This window comes from Idiomarina solivarensis (assembly GCF_033052755.1).
Classification (GTDB): Bacteria; Pseudomonadota; Gammaproteobacteria; order Enterobacterales; family Alteromonadaceae; genus Idiomarina.
This window is the reverse complement of sequence record NZ_JAVFHZ010000001.1, coordinates 648219-663951: the sequence shown is the minus strand read 5'-3', so window position 1 is coordinate 663951 and position 15733 is coordinate 648219. Positions and strand designations below refer to the sequence as shown.

The following is a 15733-nucleotide window of genomic DNA, read 5'->3' as shown; positions in this document are numbered from 1 at the left end:
GGCATGCGGAAATTACCCCCCTTAAACGCATTAAAATCCTTTGAAGTGGCAGCGCGCCATTTAAGCTTTACCAAAGCAGCCGAAGAGCTATTTGTCACTCAAGCTGCGGTGAGCCATCAGGTTAAAGCGTTAGAAGATTTTCTGGAACTTAAGCTTTTTATTCGTCGTAATCGTTCATTGTTACTGACTGAAGAAGGTCAGGAATACTATTTAGAATTACGCGATATTTTTGAACAGTTAGCGCAGGCGACGGATAAACTTCGGTTAGTATCTGAACGTGGTGCTTTGACCGTGTCGGTTCCTCCCAGCTTTGCTATTTTGTGGTTCGTGCCCAGGCTCAGCAGTTTTCGTGAAGAACACCCCGATATGGATATTCGCATTAAAGCGGTAGATGAGATCAGCGGCTCGTTAACTGACGATGTGGATGTTGCGATTTACTACGGTGATGGTCGCTGGCCAGGAGTAAAGTCGTACCAGTTGCATGAAGAGTATTTATGGCCAGTTTGCTCTCCTTTATTGCTCAATAAAGCCGATATTAAAGAGCCTGCAGACTTGTTTAAGCAGACGTTGCTGCATGACGAGACCCGTAACGCCTGGAAGGACTGGTTCCAGCTTGTTGGGTTACCGAACTATAAAGGCGACAACGGACCGGTATTCAGTCACTCCAGTTTAGCTTTACAGGCCGCGGTTCATGGGCAAGGTATTGCTTTAGCCAATAATGTACTGGTTAAGTCCGAAATTGACAGTGGCCATTTGGTGCGCATTTTCCCTCAGGCTCTGCAGCGGAATAAGGCGTTTTATCTAGTTTGTCGTGACAATCAGGCCGAGATAGGTAAAATCGCGACCTTTCGTCAGTGGCTGTTAAGTTTGGTTCAAAAGGAAGAGCAAGAGTTTAATCAATAATGAACTATCAACGCCAGAATCCAGAGGGAGCGTTCCGCATCGTGTTTTTACACGGTTCCGGTGGTGGTCCCGACACCGAGTTTATGAATTTTTTTGCTGAGCAGAGCATGGCGTTCGGCGCTGAGGTTGTTCGTCCCGATTTTCCTTATTGGGAAAAAGTTCGTGAAACCGGTAAACCAAGGCCGCCAAATAAAATGCCTGTGTTGGTGGAGGCTGTCGATGAATTACTGGCGGAACTGCAACGGGATAATAAGACGTTAATTCTGATGGGAAAGTCGCTGGGCAGTCGGGTCATGTTGCGATTAGCCGATAAGTACAGTGTAAAGGCGGTGATTGCCTTAGGTTTCCCCTTTCACCCGCCGCAAAAACCGGAGAAGTCACGCCTTGAAGAATTGCAGCTGACGCAGGCAACAGGCTTAATTTTGCAGGGTACCCGGGACCCATTTAGTAAGCCTTTTCTAAAAAGAGCAGAGCAGGGGCAAAGGGTGGAGCTGCCGGACAACTGGCAGCTACAATGGCTCGAGGGAGCAGATCACGGTTTTACCGCGACTAAGGCCAAAGCCGCAAATACGCCTAAGCTATGGCAACAGGCTGTGGATGCAATTAAGGAGTTTATTCAATGAGTCAGATATTTTTAATTGTGGCAGCCATTTTAGGTGGCACCGCTGTTATGCTCGGTGCGTTTGCTGCGCATGGTTTGAAATCTAAGTTAAGCGATAGTTTGTTAAGCGCGTTTGAAACCGGTGTCACTTACCAGTTTTATCATGCTATTGCCTTATTAGTCCTCGCACTTTGGTTAAAACAATCGGATTCTGTCTGGTTTATTGCCAGTGGTTATTTGTGGTTGGCAGGTGTCATTTTGTTTTCGGGCAGTTTATATGCGTTAGCGTTTACCGGGCTGAAATGGTTTGGTCCCATCACTCCCATAGGTGGGGTGTTGTTTATAGCCGGCTGGATAAGTTTGCTTGTTGGCGCAGTGAAGTTAGGAGCAGTGAGTTAATGAGTGAGATTGTTAGCGGCAAAGGTAGTGGCATTGTATTGCTTTGTCGAGCGGGTTTTGAAGGGGATTGCGCAGCTGAAATTCAAGATAAAACCGCTGAGCTGGGCATTTATGGCTATTGCCAGACACAGCCCGACCAGGCGTATGTGACTTATCATTGCCAACACGAAGAGGCTGAGCATATTGCACGAAAACTGGTTCTGAAAGAACTGGTTTTTGCCCGCGAAATGTTTGCGGTTTTATCTGCTGTTAAACTTGCCGGAATTGAGGATCGTGCCAGCGAAGTCATCAAGGTACTGACACCTCATCAGGAAACCTTCGGTCTGGCCGGTGAATTGCGGGTTGAAACCCCCGATACTAATGAAGCAAACCAGCTTTCGAAATTTTGTCGTAAGTTCAGTGTTCCATTGCGTCAGGCATTACGCAAAGAAGGGCTGTTAAGTAACAAGCCGTTAGCTAAACGGCCAATGTTGCATGTCCTATTTGTTAACTCTGCGCATGCGCTGGTAGGTTATTCTTATAGTTATAACCAAACCATACATGACGGTGGTATTGTGCGTTTGCGTATGCCTAAAGAGGCCCCTAGCCGCTCAACATTGAAGTTAGACGAAGCGTTTCAGGTCTTCGTACCTGAAAATGAACAAGAAAAACGGGTTCATTCAGGCATGAAAGCCGTTGACCTTGGTGCTGCGCCGGGAGGCTGGACCTATCAACTGGTACGCCGCGGTATGATGGTGCAGGCGGTTGATAACGGTCCAATGGCAGAGTCTTTAATGGAAACCGGTCAGGTTAAACACATTCAGGAAGATGGCTTTAAGTTTCGCCCGAAGCGTAAAAATATCACCTGGCTCGTGTGCGATATGGTTGAGAAGCCGGCTCGCGTTGGCGAGCTGATGGTGAGTTGGTTGCTTGATGGTGACTGTGAAGAAGCAATATTTAACTTAAAGTTACCAATGCGACAGCGTTATGCAGCGGTGAAAGAGTATTTAAGTCAGATTACTGACAAGCTGCAAACCGAAGGTACTAAGCCGTTTGAAATTCAGGCGAAGCACCTTTACCACGATCGCGAGGAAATCACCGTGCATTTGCGTTGGTTGCCGCGCAGCTAGGTTCCGCGTTTAGGGCATTGCGGAGTGTTACATAGCAATGCCCTAAAACGTATTAAAGCCGTTCGATGACTGCCTGGGTGAAGTCAGTTGTCCCGTGCGAACCACCTAAGTCACGAGTGGTGCGGTCGCCGCTGGAAATCACGTCTTCTAATGCTTTGGTGATTTTAGTGGCCTGCTCTTGCATACCTAAATATTCCAGCATTTGAATTGATGCAAGAATGACTGACGTTGGATTTGCCAAATTTTTGCCGGCAATATCCGGGGCAGAGCCGTGTACGGCCTCAAAAATGGCGCAGTCTTTACCAATGTTAGCGCCGGGCGCCATGCCCAAACCGCCGACTAAACCGGCACACAGGTCAGATAAAATATCGCCAAATAGGTTAGTGGTAACAATGACGTCAAATTCCTCAGGGTTCATAACCAGACGCATGCAGGCTGCATCGACGATCATCTCTGTTGATTCGATATCGGGGTATTCTTCCGCGATTTCACGGGCTACTTTTAGAAATAATCCGGAAGTTGACTTTAAAATATTGGCTTTATGAACTGCGGTAACTTTTTTACGGCCCTCGCGGCGTGCAGTTTCGTAAGCAAAGCGAACAATGCGTTCAGCGCCTTCTCGGGTGATTTTGCTTACGGCTTCGGCTTCATTACCATCTTCAGAAACTTTTTGTCCCAACCCCGAGTACATACCTTCGGTATTTTCACGAATAGTAATAATGTCGATGTTTTCGTAGCGAGCCTGCGTACCCTTAAAAGATAAAACAGGGCGTACGTTGGCGTACAGAGAAAAGTGCTTGCGCAGGCTGACATTGATAGAGGTAAAGCCTTCACCGACCGGAGTAGTTAATGGTCCTTTTAGAGTAACACCGTTACGTTCAATGGCATCAAGAGTGTTCTGAGGCAATAACTCCCCGGTCTCTTCCAAAGCAGTCAGACCGGCCTCAACGTACTCATACTCAAAGTCACAACCGGCTTTGTCTAAAATAGCGATTGCTGACTTGACGATATCCGGGCCGATGCCGTCACCTGGAATAACTGTGATAGTTCTGCTCATGAATTGATTCCTTTAAACCGTGTTACTACAAAAAACAGGAATGGTAATTCTACCATCGCCTCGCTAATACTGACTAGAAATGCTCTATTCAGCTAGTGAATATAGGTTATAACGGTGAGTAACAATGACTATCAAAAGCGGCTTGTTTTTTAATTTCAGCCAGTTGCTCACCTTTTATATCCAATTGCTGACAATACGATTTTAGCAGTGATTTAACAGAACTGCTTAATAGTACGTCGGGGTAATAAGTGCTTATAGTCAAATAGTTGGCTAAGAAAAACAAAGCGCTGAGTTTATTGCCCCCACTTTTGTCCGGATCCAATAAGCTTTCTGTCGCAGCGGGTAATTGCCAACGCTTAACTAACTGCCGGCTGCGGCGAAACTCGCTAATATCCAAAGCTGAACCGACCCAGCTGGTACTGTAGCAGTGTTCTATCTGCCTCAACCGAGGCCATTGTGCGGATTTTAACAGCTCGGGATGACGAAAAAGATCGGACCCCGAGAGCAATGCAAGCAGCGGAGCGGGGGTTGGTAAGCTAACACCTGTTCTGTTCGACAGGTGTTGTAGCATGGCGGTCAGTAAGCCTAGCTTTTGCATCAGGGTTCGATGCAGCGGAATCGTATTTAAAGAAAACTGATGCTGTAGAAAAGCGGTGGCAAGAATAACCGAGGCGCGTTTTGAACCCAACCATAAATACGCTTGCTTTAAATCCATACGACTGGCTTCACTGTAGCCAATACGTTCAGTTTGTTGGACCGCTGCGTGCAAGCTGTTTGCCAGATAGGGCAGTTGGGTAATTTGACGGATAACCGCACTTAATGCGCCGTTTGCGTTTGCATAGCGATTAATGGCTTTTAAGAGTTGCCGAGGGGTTTGCTGAATAGAGCTTACCTGTTCATGTTGAAATAGCCGATGATGAACTAAGGCATTCGTTTGTTCTTGCGTTAATGGTTTATCGTTTAATTCCCAATTTTGAGTTTCATCCGAGCTTACGTAAAACGGACTGTCTAGCTTATGTATTAAGGCTAAGATTTGATGTTTGTTTTCGTAACCTAAAAGTACTGCTGTCTGTTGGTTGCTTTGGTGCGACAACTTTTGACCGATGAGCCTTACTGGAAGCGTATCCTGCTGGTTGAGCAGCGTCCAAAAGCGATAACGAAAGTTACCGTTTAATAATGGGAAAAACGCTTTTTCCGGTGCGCTTCGTTGCAGCTGGACCTGGGTCAGTGCATTAACCCAGTATCGGAAAACAACAATATCCGGTGACTTCAACTCTAGGGTATCTAGAGCGGAGAGCCATAATGGTTGTCTTAACTGACGTTGTCTCCAGTATTTGGGAGCAGGATTAAGCCTTTCGCTAATGCAGGCCGCTGCCAGAATACGGCGATAATGCGTATGCAAAGACCATTGATAACTGCAATGCAGGGCGTTAACACAAACAGCCAAGAGTTCACTGACTTTTTCATTGATGTCAGAGGACAGATTTCGAGAGGCGTAAACAGGAAGCAGTTCAGGCCATCGACTTTGCTGGTACTCTTCGTCGATGAACTGAACCAAACGATAAAGCTGGCGAACGTCGTGTTGTTTCAGTAAATTCTCTGCTTTTTCACAACATTCAGTCAGCTTGTTCATTCTCGCCTCTGATTGGCCTGGTAGTCTAGGTAAGAATCGTTGCCCCAGGCGATAAGCTCATTGTTCCGAAACACCAGGGGAGTGCACTCATCTTTTGTTGTAATTCCATCAGAAGTCATGTGATGGGTGCGGTAGAAGAGTACTTGCATATTGCCTTTAGGTGATACTTTTGCCTCTGTAATATCGGGAGAACCCAAAATGCGAATAACGCTGTCTTTGGACATGCCAAGATCAAGTTGGCCAATTTGTCTGGCGTTATATGTCTCTCTTTCCTGCCATTGCAAATCGGCAGGGTCAGCCTGATAAAGCATCAGTACTGCCCCTACAATTGCCAGATAACTGACAGCACCTATAGCAAGTATGACAAAGACTTTATTTCTCATAAATCCTTCAGTCAGTAACAACCTTATAGCAAGGATGATACACCGAACCCGGCAACTTCATACGGCCTTGTTCGACGAACGCTCTTAACAATACGTCTAGTCGCTTCATTAGCTGCTTCTCGCCGTGGATAGTAAAGACCCCATGCTCCCTAATTTGGCGGATACCGTCGTCTTTTACATTACCAGCAACAATGGCTGAGAAGGCACGTCGTAAATCAGCGGCGAGCTCTTCTTTAGGCTGTTCAGGATGTAAGTTTAGCGATGCGACATTTTCATGAGTCGGATAAAAAGGACGTTGGAAGTTTTCATCAATAAACAGTGTCCAGTTAAAGTAGTAAGCATCGCCTGAATCACGGCGGTACTGCTTAACTGCGGCCATACCCGCGTGCATATGTTGTGCAACGCCTGCCGGATCGCCAATAATAATACGATAGAAGCCACGTGCTTCTTCGCCTAGCGTATCAACAATGAAAGTATCCAGAGCATCAAAGTAATCTTTTGCAATGGCCGGACCGGTTAGGATTACTGGTAAGCTTTGCTGTTGGTTTTTGGGGTGCATTAGAATACCCAGAAGATACAAAAGTTCTTCTGCGGTACCAGCGCCTCCTGGGAAAATAACGATGCCGTGTGCACAACGAATAAAGGCTTCAAGGCGTTTCTCGATATCCGGTAAAATAACCAGTTCATTAACGATAGGATTGGGCGGTTCGGCAGCAATAATACCCGGCTCGGTCAATCCTAAATAACGACCATTATTAATACGTTGTTTTGCGTGCCCTATAGTAGCGCCCTTCATTGGACCTTTCATAGCGCCCGGACCACAGCCGGTACAAATATTGAGGCCGCGTAAACCTAGCTGGTAGCCTACTTCTTTGGTGTACTTGTATTCGTTTTCGTTGATGGAATGACCACCCCAGCAAACGACCATGTCAGGTTCTTGCATTGCCTGGATAGTGCGGGCATTTCTTAAAATATCAAAAACAACATGCGTGAGTGTGGCGCTGTCTGCATCTTTTAGTTCTTCTTCAGAATATCTCTCGCCAGTAAACAGAATGTCGCGCAGTACCGACTCAAGTAACTCACGAATACCAACGATCAGTTCACCATCAACGAAAGCTTCTTCTGGCGGCTCAATAAGCTCAATTTTAATGCCGCGCTCTTTACGAATAATATTGACGGCAAAGTCTTTGTATTTGTCGTAGATTTCTGCGCTACTGTCGGTATTACTGCCCGCATTTAATACCGCAAGACAGCAGTTACGGAACAGTTTGTAGAGCTGGCTATTTGAGGATTGCTTTAAACGTTCAATTTCTAACTGTGATAAAAGAGACATGGTGCCTCTTGGAGAAATGCTTGCTCTCATTATTTTCTCATACTCCTGTAATAACGATGACTCGGCGTCATCCTTGTGCCGGCGTGGTCATGGATTTTTGCGTGTATTATTTTGCCGTCATGACTCGGTTGCGCCCGCTATTTTTTGCGTTGTAAAGTGCCTTATCGGCCCTTTCGAAAACCGCCATTGGCGTATCTTCGTTATATTTAAACTTCGCTATTCCCGCGGAAATAGTAATACGGATGTCTTCACTTTTAAATTTAAACGGAATATTGGCTACTTTATCCCGTGTGTTCTCTATGTGTTGATAAGTACTTTGCTCATCCGAACAGAATATAATAGCAAACTCTTCACCACCATAGCGACAAACAAAAGCCATTTCTTTCAGGGATTTGCTGAGCGTCCCGGCAATAACTTGTAAGGTCTTGTCACCGGCAATGTGGCCGAAGTTATCATTAATACCTTTAAAATGGTCCACGTCGATTATGGCAACAGTAAGCTCAGTTTCATTCTGTTGCCAGCGCTGAAACTCAAGATTCAGACGCTCTTCGAACGCGGAACGATTTGGTAGCTTTGTCAGGTTGTCCTGTAAACTGCGGAATTTTTGCTTTGCCAATTCCTTTTTATAATGTGCAACTTGGGACTCCGTTTCTTTGAGCTTTTGTTCCATTACCTGGGTATTATTACTAAACGTCTGTCGCTCTTCCTCATGCAACTTTAAATGCTGATTGAGTGCTTCGCTCAGTGTCTGTAACTGCAAACCGACGGACTCTTTTAAATCCTGTAGTTCACAGGCGCTAGACACGCAGGCCTTAATTTCCGACACCCCAGTTTGCAATTTTTGATTCAGGTGAATACGTTGATCAGCAAAATCGGCAGAACGGGTTATGGTTATTCCCAGCACGTTTTGAACCGATTCAAGGGAGGTATTTAATTGCTGTAAAAAATGTTGGGCTGCTTTGCGCTCGTCGTTAATGTTACTGAAAACCAGCCGCATCACTTTTAGGCTTATGGCTAATAAGGTGTCGCTGGTTTGTGGCTTCTGCAGGGCGACTTTCACCTGCTGCAGGATGTCAGCAGCACTTCCGGAAAACTCGACTTCGCTCAGCAAATCCAACAGTTGGCTCTGATAATGAACAACTTGGGTTTCGGTTTGAGCTGCATGTTGTCGATAAGAGACGGCCAGTAATTGGTTGACCAGGGGTAGATAATGAGAAACCGTCATTGTCGGCTGCTCAAACTCGCTAGCCACTCGCTGCAATTGCGCGCGACTGTCGTTATCCGACGGCTTAATGGAAGTAAGCGCCTGCCGAATACTTTCGTTCGTTTGCTTTAGCTGAGTTTGAAGGCGGATAGTATGCTGCGATATGGCATCGCTTAGTCGCTGCATAATAGGTTCAAGAACTGCGGCAGATGCATTCTGTTGCAGATGCCCCCGCAACTTGTGCAACAAGCTGTCTAATTCGCTATCGACACCACTCAATGCCAAACAAAGGTCATTTACAAAGTTGGAGTATCGTTGTGAGTCACGTAAGTAGTCATCTTCTAACTGCTTACGAGACTGGATACTTTGTTGCAACTTTTTACTGAGATGTTGAATTTTCTCTTGTGGTGTTTCAGGTATTGCCAATGCTCACCTACCAAATACTGAATCCAAGTCACATAATACGAAAGATACTGTTATAAAGTCTAACCTATTTGGATTTAATTACTATTGGTGAATTGTGGTAGTCTTTGCACAAGTTAACTAACAAAAAAAACGAAATTAACGGAGATGGACTGTGCGTAAAAGCTTACTAACGATTGGTATCATGTTGGCTCCTTCAATTGCCGTAGCAGATACAGACTATAAAATTGATCTGACTCAACCAGAGCATCAACGGGGAGATGTGACCATTACTTTTCCAGAAAGTGATGCTGAATTCCTTGATGTGAAGATGCCAGCCTGGAGAACCGGTTATTATCGTATCTTGAACCTAGCGAATGGCGTTCGTGATTTTGATGCCAAAAGCAATGGGGAATCGCTGCGCTGGGAGAAGATTGATAAAAGCACTTGGCGTATTTATTTATCGGAAAACAGTGAAGAAGTTACCGTAGATTACGAAATTTATGCCGACCAGCTAGGCCGCCGCAGTCGTCATATTGATGATAGTCATGCGTATTTAGATGCATCAGCGGTGTTTATGTATGCTGATAAATGGCGCGACGATCCTGTTTCTGTATCTCTGGAAGTTCCCGGTGAATGGAAAAGTTATTCAGGTATGGAACGAGAAGGCGAACACAAGTTTTCCGCTGAAAACTGGGATGTACTGGTCGACTCTCCTATCGAAACGGGTATTAACACCCATTATGAATTTACTCAGGGTGGCAGAGATTATGAGGTCGTTTTTTGGGGCGAAGGTAATTATGACGCCGAAAAAACAGTTGCTGATTTAGAAAAACTGGTCGCCCAAGGGGATTCAATCTGGAGTAGTTACCCATTTGAACGTTATGTTTTTATGTTTCATGCAACCACCGGAGCGGGTGGTGCCACCGAACATAAAAATTCTACGATTATTCAGCGACCACGATACAGTTTTGCCAGTCGTGATGATTACCTGTCCTTTATGTCGACTGCGTCGCATGAATTTGTTCACACCTGGAATGTGAAAGCCTATCGTCCTGCGGCTCTGGTTCCCTACGACTATCAGGAAGAGAATTACACCGACTTATTCTGGATGGCTGAAGGGTCAACCAGTTATTTTCAGAATCACTTGTTACTGCAAGCCGGTATTATGGAACCCAAAGAGTACTTTGAACGCGTAGCAAGCGGTATCGATCGCTACAAAGCAAAACCGGGTCGCAAAGTCATGTCGGTTGCAGAGGCATCATTTGAAGCGTGGATTGATCAGTACGGTGACCGTGCGCACAACGATTCAGTGAACATATATTCAGAAGGCGCTATGGTGTCCTGGCTGCTGGACAGTAGGCTGCTGGAAATGACCGACGGGGAAGTTAGTTACCGCGACGTTCACGATGAGTTATATCAACGTTTTGACGCTGACAAGCAAGGTTATACTGCCGCCGATGTATTGACCATATTGAAAGAGTTAACTGGCCAGTCCTGGCAAGGATGGTGGCAGGAAAACGTTGAAAGCCCGATTGCCAGCATCCCGTTTGAAACCATGCTTGAACAGGCTGGTTTAGAGCTAGTTTATGAGCAAGGCGACGACGAGGTCGATAAAGTCTGGGCTGGCTGGGAAGCTAATGAAGCCAGTGGTGGAATGGAACTTACCCGGGTCAGCCGAGGTGGGCCTGCCTGGGAAGCCGGTTTCACCCCGGGTGACGTCATTGTAGCCTATGACGGACACCGAGTTGTTGATGGGCGTTTTAACGAGGCTTTCAAAGAATATGAGCCGGGCGAATCCATTGAAGTGACTTTTTTCCGTCGTGATCAATTGCACAAGAAAACGATGAAGGTGCAGGCGCAACCCGCGACTGATGCGAAAATTGAGCCGGTGGAAGAGCCAACCGCTAAGCAGAAGGCTCGTTTCCTGCAATGGTTACAAATACCCCACCCTAACGCTTAATCGTTTATTGTCGGGCCATGCGCTGCATTTGCAGCGCTGGCTCAAAATCGGAACGAAATGGATTAATATCCAATCCCCCCCGACGTGTATAACGAGCATAAACCGTCAGCTTTTCCATACCTAGCGCTTTTATGTCCTGATAGATACGTTCGACGCATTGTTCGTGAAACTCGTTATGGCGTCGAAAAGAGACAAGGTAGGCTAGCAGCGCTGCATGATCCAATTTCGGCCCTTGGTAATGAATATAGACCGATCCCCAGTCCGGCTGGTTGGTGATTAAGCAATTAGACTTCAGGAGATGGCTGTGAACTTTCTCTTCAGTTTCACCCTTTTCTATGGCGAGCAATGAAGGCTGATAATCATAATGTGAGATTGCAATATCTTGATTATCGATGCACTGGCCCGGAAAGGTTGAAATGGAGGCATCCTTTACCTCAGATAAAGGCTTTAGGGTGGCTCTAACAGATGCTCCGGCACAGGCTGACAAGTCTGCTTCCATAAGCTGTTGAACATGCTCCCACGAGTCAAAATGAGAGTCATTGAAACTGTTTAGGTAAAGTTTGAAAGACTTTGACTCTACCAGGTTCGGGCTTGCTGCCGGCACTTCGAAGTAACCGATTGCAACTTGGGGGAGTCCTTTGGTGTTTAGCCAGGAAATTTCATAACCAGTCCAGAAGTCCACGCCGGAAAAAGGAAGTTCTCCGGTAATACCGATAGGTTCACGATTTAGTGAACGAGGTACCGGCTGCAATTGCTTTGGATCGTATTCATTCGGGTAATCTGTGCTTTGACCTAAAGATAAATGGTCGAGTGAGTCCTTCTTTGGCATTTGAGTCGCTCCGCAAGTACAATGCGGTTATTGTAAATTTTCTTGGGTGTAAGTACCAGATGAAGACGTTTGAAGAATCAATTGATGCCTTAATGACGCGTTATGAAAACGAGATCCCCGTTCGTTATACGGAATATATTGAAGAGTGGAAAAGCCCAATTTATGGCGCGGTTATTGATGAAGATACGGTTGAATGGACACCCTGCCTGCAACCAGAACCGCTGCAGTTCGGTAAGCTGGAAAGCGCTTTAGAATTAACCTTTCATGACAGCGTTAAAGCACTGTTTAGTCGATGGTATGCGGGGGATCTGGCATTGACCTATCAAGATCACTTAATTAACTTGCTGCAAGTTCAAAGTGCTGAAGACGGTGACCGGTTATTAGAGAATATTGCGGCTCATATTCTGATGAAGCGCCAGTTAAAGCAATCCGAAACGGTATTTATTGGCTTAGCTGCGGATAACGATGATTTATTGTTGTCGATAGATAATCAAAGCGGCGTGGTCGGGCTTGAGTGGGTCGGTAAGGATCAGCATGAAGTTTTGGGGGGTTCACTATCAGACTGGCTTGATGATTGCCGGCCTAAAGTTAGTGAAAATAGCGATTAATTAGTAAGTTACAAACAGCCAATAAATACTATTCCCATAAAAAACAATAGGTTAAGTTTTGGCCTGAAGTTTGCTTTAAATGGACTGCTAAAAATAATAAAGCGTATTCATTTAATAAAACTATTCAGGAGAACAGGTAACATGTTGAAAAAATCATTATTAGCCGTTGCATTGCTTGGTTCGTTGACGTTATCAGGCTGTATTGTAGTAAAAGAGTCTAGTTATGACAGCGATAATGAAAAATACGAAGGTCAGCAGGCAGAACAACGAAACAGAGCTGCTATTGCGGCATTACCACCATCACTTTCTGTCAACGAAGCGTTAAGTCGCTTGGGTACGCCCGCCTTTAGTGATTCATGGAAAAACGAACAGCATAATTATCAGGTTTTGTATTATCGCACGCAAAGGAAACACGCTGATGGTATGACAACTCGTGATGAATGCACCGCTGTTGTGTTTATTGATAACACCTTGGCAGGAACCGGAGAAATGGCGCTCGACAGGATCCCGAAAAATAGTTAAGTTGGTGCTATGAAAAACTAACCAGTGGTTGTTATGCAGGGCCTGACAGAAAAAACAGAAAGTGAAATAGATCACGCTAGCGAGCACAGCAGCGAGAACGTCCAGGGCCAACTGGTCTATCTTGTAGCAGAGGATCTTAAACTGGCGGCATCGCTTTTGTTTCAAACTTATTATGATGATGAGTTGCTGCAAAAGATTTTTAGGGCAGATAAGCCCGACTACGAAAAGCGCTTACGCGCTGCGATACGGGAAGATCTGAATGCCTTTTGGGAAAGCGGACAGCCGATTATTGGTATTAGAGATGGCGGCACGCTACTCGGTGTCGCCTGTCTTACTCGCCCGGGTAAAAGTTTCGGGCCGGGACGTTTCTGGCACTGGCGAATCAGTATGCTGCTGACGGCAGGCTTTTTAAGTACCCGCCAGGTGTTAGAAAAAGAACGGTTGATTCAACAGGCCATGCCAGACGTGCCTTATCATATGTTAGCGTTTATTGCGGTTGCGCCGCAGTATCAGTCGCAAGGAGTAGGGCACTTACTTGTTCAGGCAGCAAAAACTGTTTTCGAAGAAGATCCGGAATCACAAGGAATAGCAGTCTATGTGACTCGCTCTGATTATCAGGCGTTTTTCAAAAAAAGAGGGTATCGTATACAAGCTCAAATAGAAGTTGAAAAGCTTCCGGGTGAGGTGCTTTTTTATCAACGTCAGCAAGGCCAGCAGCAATGAGTTACTCGAGTTTTAAAGAATTTTACCCTTATTACTTGCAAGAGCATTCGGACAAACGCTGCAGGGTGTTGCACTACATTGGCAGCACGCTGGTTTTAGCCGTTTTAGCATATGCGTTATTGAGCGCGAATTACTGGTGGTTACTGGCGTTGCCTCTTATCGGTTACGGCTTTGCCTGGCTCGGTCATTTTCTCTTTGAAAAGAATAAACCAGCCACCTTTCAGTATCCTTTGTACAGTTTACTGGGTGACTGGGTTATGTATAAAGATGCCTGGGTGAAGTTATTGACCGGGAACGCGAAAAGGCGGTAACTGGACGCCAACCAAACGTTGGTTATGAAGGGTCAGGTCACCCTCGTAGCGGGTTTCACCGTCGCTGCTAAAGCCCATTTTAAACGTACTTCGCCAACCGGGCTGAGCTCCCTTAAACGACCACCGGGTATCCTCACGGCGAATGTCCAAAAATTGCAATCCTTGCTGCTTACAGTAAAACAATGCGTGCTTTTGCGCGCTTTCCGATTGTTGACGGTGCTGCCAGAAAACCCATATTGCGGTTGCTAAAACCAGAAAAATAATGACATTCAGTAAGTTCATTAGGCGCCTTGAGTTTGTTGTTTTAATCTATTGAGGGCCTGGCCAACGGCCTCTGATTGTTTTTGTTGTGCCAAAATAGAGAGCAGCAGTGGCCGTATGTCGGGTAACGCAATAATATCCTGAAATAAGGCATCAAAAAGCGCTTTATCCAGGGCGGCTATTGCGTCTAAATAACATAGTAGGCTGCGCTCTTCGCTAAGTACTGGCCACAGCCTGGCAGCGATAACAACCAATTGATCAGCTGTCGCTTTGGGTACTAAATCGTTTATCAATTTACGTACCCGAGGGTGATCCGTGGCGGACGCCAGGGCCCTTAAACTGTCAGTGCAAAGTTGAGCATCACTGCTCTCCAGGTTTTGGAGGAGTGAGTTTTGTATTGGCGGAGTAATCTTCTGCTGTTCAAGCGCGACCGCAAGTCGCTGCCTGACGGCCTCAGGATAGTTCGCGAATTCGGTTGCAATGGCTTGGCTTAACTCTGGCAACTGCTCTAGTCTGGCCGCACAGTCATGTAGGCCTTGTAAGCCAATTTGCTGCCACTCAATACCTGCGTAAGGCTGTTTTAAATAGGCTTCCGCTGTTTCAAAATGAATAGAAGGTGATAGCTTTTGTTGACGCTGAACACGCGCATGTAATGCTGCACGCTGCTGTTCATTTGGAGTGAGCAGATAAGGATTTTGCTGCAGCTGCTTTTGTTGTTCCTCGGTCATTGCCCCGGTTATTTCGTGACCTAATGCACTCACAACGTATTCCAGGTATTGGTTACGGGCCGCTAAATTCAGCAGGCCGCGCTCGTCCAGAGGAAACTGTAAAAACCAAATAAAGGGTTGTTGATCATGCTGCTTATGCTGGAACAATATCGCCAGTTGAGCCTGCCGGGCAATTGGGTAAGGGTAGGGGCGTTGTTGTTGTTCAATGGCTGCAAACTCATCCCGAGACAGTTCAGTCAGACATCTGCCAATATCAAAAATCTTATATTCTGTTTGGCCGGCTTGCAAAAATTCACCCAAGGTGGTGATGGTCGGTACTGACACAGGCGCTCCCTTTTTTCTTGAATTTTATGGCGTATTAAATCACTATGACGCCATTATATCGGTTTATACAATGATGTGGTAACGGAGTCTGATATGGAGCAGTATCAGAAAGCCGCTCGATTGCTGGATAGAATAGAGCGTGAATTGAACAGTCTTGGTTTATGGCAGTCTCATCAGCCACCGGTGCAGGCGCTGGAAAGCCAACAGCCTTTTGCTGTTGATACGCTGGAATTTCATCAATGGTTGCAATTTATTATGTTGCCACGGATGTGGGCTCTGGTGGACAGTCAACGACCTTTACCTGAAGGAATAGCGGTAAGCCCGATGGCAGCGCATACGTATCGTTGTGAATTAGAACAGTATGAACAGCTTATTGCCTTAATACGCGAATTCGATGTTTTATTAAGTGGAACTGACCCTTTTCAGGAAGACGTATAACG

Annotated in this window: 18 protein-coding genes; 10 read left to right on the top strand and 8 right to left on the bottom strand. The window is 45.9% G+C overall.

What is annotated here, in order from left to right; all coding sequences use genetic code 11:
- Positions 1-3: 3 nt before the first annotated feature.
- Genes RBK99_RS03275 through rlmM form a run of 4 tightly spaced genes read left to right on the top strand, consistent with a single transcriptional unit; the run spans position 4 to position 3012 of the window.
- Positions 4-903, top strand: a complete 900-nt coding sequence (locus RBK99_RS03275; protein ID WP_317503208.1) for a transcriptional regulator GcvA — start codon at positions 4-6, stop codon at positions 901-903.
- Positions 903-1526, top strand: a complete 624-nt coding sequence (locus tag RBK99_RS03270; protein WP_317503207.1) for an alpha/beta family hydrolase — start codon at positions 903-905, stop codon at positions 1524-1526. Before RBK99_RS03275 ends, RBK99_RS03270 begins: the two co-directional genes overlap by 1 nt.
- Complete coding sequence (locus RBK99_RS03265; protein WP_317503206.1) at positions 1523-1903, top strand: DUF423 domain-containing protein; 381 nt, start codon at positions 1523-1525, stop codon at positions 1901-1903. Before RBK99_RS03270 ends, RBK99_RS03265 begins: the two co-directional genes overlap by 4 nt.
- The gene (gene rlmM / locus RBK99_RS03260) at positions 1903-3012 is read left to right on the top strand and encodes a 23S rRNA (cytidine(2498)-2'-O)-methyltransferase RlmM (protein ID WP_317503205.1); all 1110 of its coding nucleotides are present in this window, start codon (positions 1903-1905) and stop codon (positions 3010-3012) included. Before RBK99_RS03265 ends, rlmM begins: the two co-directional genes overlap by 1 nt.
- A gap of 52 nt (positions 3013-3064) precedes the next feature.
- On the opposite strand, the gene RBK99_RS03255 is transcribed toward rlmM, so the two are convergent.
- The 5 genes from RBK99_RS03255 to RBK99_RS03235 all read right to left on the bottom strand — a co-directional run bounded on the left by RBK99_RS03255 (position 3065) and on the right by RBK99_RS03235 (position 9048).
- Complete coding sequence (locus RBK99_RS03255; protein WP_317503204.1) at positions 3065-4069, bottom strand: isocitrate dehydrogenase; 1005 nt, start codon at positions 4067-4069, stop codon at positions 3065-3067.
- Between the two features lie 106 nt (positions 4070-4175).
- The gene (locus tag RBK99_RS03250) at positions 4176-5702 is read right to left on the bottom strand and encodes a hypothetical protein (RefSeq protein ID WP_317503203.1); all 1527 of its coding nucleotides are present in this window, start codon (positions 5700-5702) and stop codon (positions 4176-4178) included.
- Positions 5699-6085, bottom strand: coding sequence for a DUF3192 domain-containing protein (locus tag RBK99_RS03245; protein WP_317503202.1), 387 nt, complete (start codon positions 6083-6085; stop codon positions 5699-5701). The genes RBK99_RS03250 and RBK99_RS03245 overlap by 4 nt, the downstream gene beginning before the upstream one ends.
- 7 nt (positions 6086-6092) lie before the next feature.
- On the bottom strand, positions 6093-7448 hold the full coding sequence (ppnN, locus tag RBK99_RS03240) for a nucleotide 5'-monophosphate nucleosidase PpnN (protein WP_317503201.1): 1356 nt from the start codon (positions 7446-7448) through the stop codon (positions 6093-6095).
- 76 nt (positions 7449-7524) lie between these two features.
- Positions 7525-9048: a sensor domain-containing diguanylate cyclase gene (locus tag RBK99_RS03235; RefSeq protein WP_317503200.1), complete on the bottom strand. Its 1524-nt coding sequence runs from the start codon at positions 9046-9048 to the stop codon at positions 7525-7527.
- 151 nt (positions 9049-9199) lie between these two features.
- Here RBK99_RS03235 and RBK99_RS03230 point away from each other — a divergent pair, with 151 nt between their 5' ends.
- The gene (locus RBK99_RS03230) at positions 9200-10987 is read left to right on the top strand and encodes a M61 family metallopeptidase (RefSeq protein ID WP_317503199.1); all 1788 of its coding nucleotides are present in this window, start codon (positions 9200-9202) and stop codon (positions 10985-10987) included.
- A gap of 4 nt (positions 10988-10991) precedes the next feature.
- Here RBK99_RS03230 and queF read toward each other — a convergent pair whose 3' ends face one another.
- On the bottom strand, positions 10992-11816 hold the full coding sequence (gene queF / locus RBK99_RS03225) for an NADPH-dependent 7-cyano-7-deazaguanine reductase QueF (protein ID WP_317503198.1): 825 nt from the start codon (positions 11814-11816) through the stop codon (positions 10992-10994).
- Positions 11817-11875: 59 nt separating this feature from the next.
- Between queF and RBK99_RS03220 the strand changes: the two genes are divergently transcribed.
- The 4 genes from RBK99_RS03220 to RBK99_RS03205 all read left to right on the top strand — a co-directional run bounded on the left by RBK99_RS03220 (position 11876) and on the right by RBK99_RS03205 (position 13980).
- Positions 11876-12424, top strand: coding sequence for a SecY-interacting protein Syd (locus RBK99_RS03220; RefSeq protein ID WP_317503197.1), 549 nt, complete (start codon positions 11876-11878; stop codon positions 12422-12424).
- A gap of 141 nt (positions 12425-12565) precedes the next feature.
- Positions 12566-12946, top strand: a complete 381-nt coding sequence (locus tag RBK99_RS03215; protein WP_317503196.1) for a DUF3192 domain-containing protein — start codon at positions 12566-12568, stop codon at positions 12944-12946.
- A 33-nt stretch (positions 12947-12979) separates the two neighbouring features.
- On the top strand, positions 12980-13669 hold the full coding sequence (locus RBK99_RS03210; RefSeq protein ID WP_317503195.1) for a GNAT family N-acetyltransferase: 690 nt from the start codon (positions 12980-12982) through the stop codon (positions 13667-13669).
- Positions 13666-13980 carry an Mpo1-like protein gene (locus tag RBK99_RS03205; RefSeq protein WP_317503194.1) on the top strand — a complete coding sequence of 105 codons (315 nt, stop codon included), beginning with the start codon at positions 13666-13668 and terminating at the stop codon, positions 13978-13980. Before RBK99_RS03210 ends, RBK99_RS03205 begins: the two co-directional genes overlap by 4 nt.
- Here the strand turns inward: RBK99_RS03205 and RBK99_RS03200 are convergent.
- Both RBK99_RS03200 and RBK99_RS03195 read right to left on the bottom strand, forming a co-directional pair.
- Positions 13951-14262, bottom strand: coding sequence for a DUF3301 domain-containing protein (locus RBK99_RS03200; protein WP_317503193.1), 312 nt, complete (start codon positions 14260-14262; stop codon positions 13951-13953). The genes RBK99_RS03205 and RBK99_RS03200 overlap by 30 nt on opposite strands.
- The gene (locus RBK99_RS03195; protein WP_317503192.1) at positions 14262-15293 is read right to left on the bottom strand and encodes a DUF3549 family protein; all 1032 of its coding nucleotides are present in this window, start codon (positions 15291-15293) and stop codon (positions 14262-14264) included. The genes RBK99_RS03200 and RBK99_RS03195 overlap by 1 nt, the downstream gene beginning before the upstream one ends.
- A gap of 93 nt (positions 15294-15386) precedes the next feature.
- Between RBK99_RS03195 and RBK99_RS03190 the strand changes: the two genes are divergently transcribed.
- Positions 15387-15731, top strand: coding sequence for a YqcC family protein (locus tag RBK99_RS03190; protein WP_317503191.1), 345 nt, complete (start codon positions 15387-15389; stop codon positions 15729-15731).
- The last annotated feature ends 2 nt before the right edge of the window (positions 15732-15733 follow it).

Coding starts and splice junctions, on each gene's coding strand:
- RBK99_RS03275 (WP_317503208.1), top strand. CDS start 4: ATGCGGAAATTACCCCCCTTAAACGCATTAAAATCCTTTGAAGTGGCA.
- RBK99_RS03270 (WP_317503207.1), top strand. CDS start 903: ATGAACTATCAACGCCAGAATCCAGAGGGAGCGTTCCGCATCGTGTTT.
- RBK99_RS03265 (WP_317503206.1), top strand. CDS start 1,523: ATGAGTCAGATATTTTTAATTGTGGCAGCCATTTTAGGTGGCACCGCT.
- rlmM (WP_317503205.1), top strand. CDS start 1,903: ATGAGTGAGATTGTTAGCGGCAAAGGTAGTGGCATTGTATTGCTTTGT.
- RBK99_RS03255 (WP_317503204.1), bottom strand. CDS start 4,069: ATGAGCAGAACTATCACAGTTATTCCAGGTGACGGCATCGGCCCGGAT.
- RBK99_RS03250 (WP_317503203.1), bottom strand. CDS start 5,702: ATGAACAAGCTGACTGAATGTTGTGAAAAAGCAGAGAATTTACTGAAA.
- RBK99_RS03245 (WP_317503202.1), bottom strand. CDS start 6,085: ATGAGAAATAAAGTCTTTGTCATACTTGCTATAGGTGCTGTCAGTTAT.
- ppnN (WP_317503201.1), bottom strand. CDS start 7,448: ATGAGAGCAAGCATTTCTCCAAGAGGCACCATGTCTCTTTTATCACAG.
- queF (WP_317503198.1), bottom strand. CDS start 11,816: ATGCCAAAGAAGGACTCACTCGACCATTTATCTTTAGGTCAAAGCACA.
- RBK99_RS03220 (WP_317503197.1), top strand. CDS start 11,876: ATGAAGACGTTTGAAGAATCAATTGATGCCTTAATGACGCGTTATGAA.
- RBK99_RS03215 (WP_317503196.1), top strand. CDS start 12,566: ATGTTGAAAAAATCATTATTAGCCGTTGCATTGCTTGGTTCGTTGACG.
- RBK99_RS03210 (WP_317503195.1), top strand. CDS start 12,980: ATGCAGGGCCTGACAGAAAAAACAGAAAGTGAAATAGATCACGCTAGC.
- RBK99_RS03205 (WP_317503194.1), top strand. CDS start 13,666: ATGAGTTACTCGAGTTTTAAAGAATTTTACCCTTATTACTTGCAAGAG.
- RBK99_RS03200 (WP_317503193.1), bottom strand. CDS start 14,262: ATGAACTTACTGAATGTCATTATTTTTCTGGTTTTAGCAACCGCAATA.
- RBK99_RS03190 (WP_317503191.1), top strand. CDS start 15,387: ATGGAGCAGTATCAGAAAGCCGCTCGATTGCTGGATAGAATAGAGCGT.